At 52.2% G+C, this 1,056-nt stretch carries 1 rRNA gene; it reads right to left on the reverse strand.

Features of this window, described 5'->3' with window-relative positions:
* Positions 1-1,056 (reverse strand): 23S ribosomal RNA (locus A3712_RS22905); the annotation flags it as partial.

Consider the following 1,056-nt stretch of genomic DNA (forward strand, 5'->3'; position numbering starts at 1 on the left):
GTCTAGCCGCGGGTACACTGCATCTTCACAGCGATTTCAATTTCACTGAGTCTCGGGTGGAGACAGCGTGGCCATCATTACGCCATTCGTGCAGGTCGGAACTTACCCGACAAGGAATTTCGCTACCTTAGGACCGTTATAGTTACGGCCGCCGTTTACCGGGGCTTCGATCAAGAGCTTCGACCGAAGTCTAACCCCATCAATTAACCTTCCGGCACCGGGCAGGCGTCACACCGTATACGTCATCTTACGATTTTGCACAGTGCTGTGTTTTTGATAAACAGTTGCAGCCACCTGGTATCTGCGACTCTCGTCTGCTCCATCCGCAAGGGACTTCACTGATAAGAGCGTACCTTCTCCCGAAGTTACGGTACCATTTTGCCTAGTTCCTTCACCCGAGTTCTCTCAAGCGCCTTGGTATTCTCTACCCGACCACCTGTGTCGGTTTGGGGTACGATTCCTTACAATCTGAAGCTTAGAGGCTTTTCCTGGAAGCATGGCATCAATGACTTCACTACCGTAGTAGCTCGACATCGTATCTCAGCGTTAAGAAGAACCGGATTTACCTAATTCTTCCGCCTACGCACTTGAACCTGGACAACCGTCGCCAGGCCCACCTAGCCTTCTCCGTCCCCCCATCGCAATTGTAAGAAGTACGGGAATATTAACCCGTTTCCCATCGACTACGCCTTTCGGCCTCGCCTTAGGGGTCGACTTACCCTGCCCCGATTAACGTTGGACAGGAACCCTTGGTCTTCCGGCGAGGGAGTTTTTCACTCCCTTTATCGTTACTCATGTCAGCATTCGCACTTCTGATACCTCCAGCAGCCCTTACAGACCACCTTCAACGGCTTACAGAACGCTCCCCTACCCCACGCACATAGTGCGTAGCCGCAGCTTCGGTGTATAGCTTAGCCCCGTTACATCTTCCGCGCAGGCCGACTCGACCAGTGAGCTATTACGCTTTCTTTAAATGATGGCTGCTTCTAAGCCAACATCCTGGCTGTCTGAGCCTTCCCACATCGTTTCCCACTTAGCTATACTTTGGGACCTTAG

This window comes from Vibrio sp. HI00D65 (assembly GCF_001635455.1).
Classification (GTDB): domain Bacteria; phylum Pseudomonadota; class Gammaproteobacteria; order Enterobacterales; family Vibrionaceae; genus Vibrio.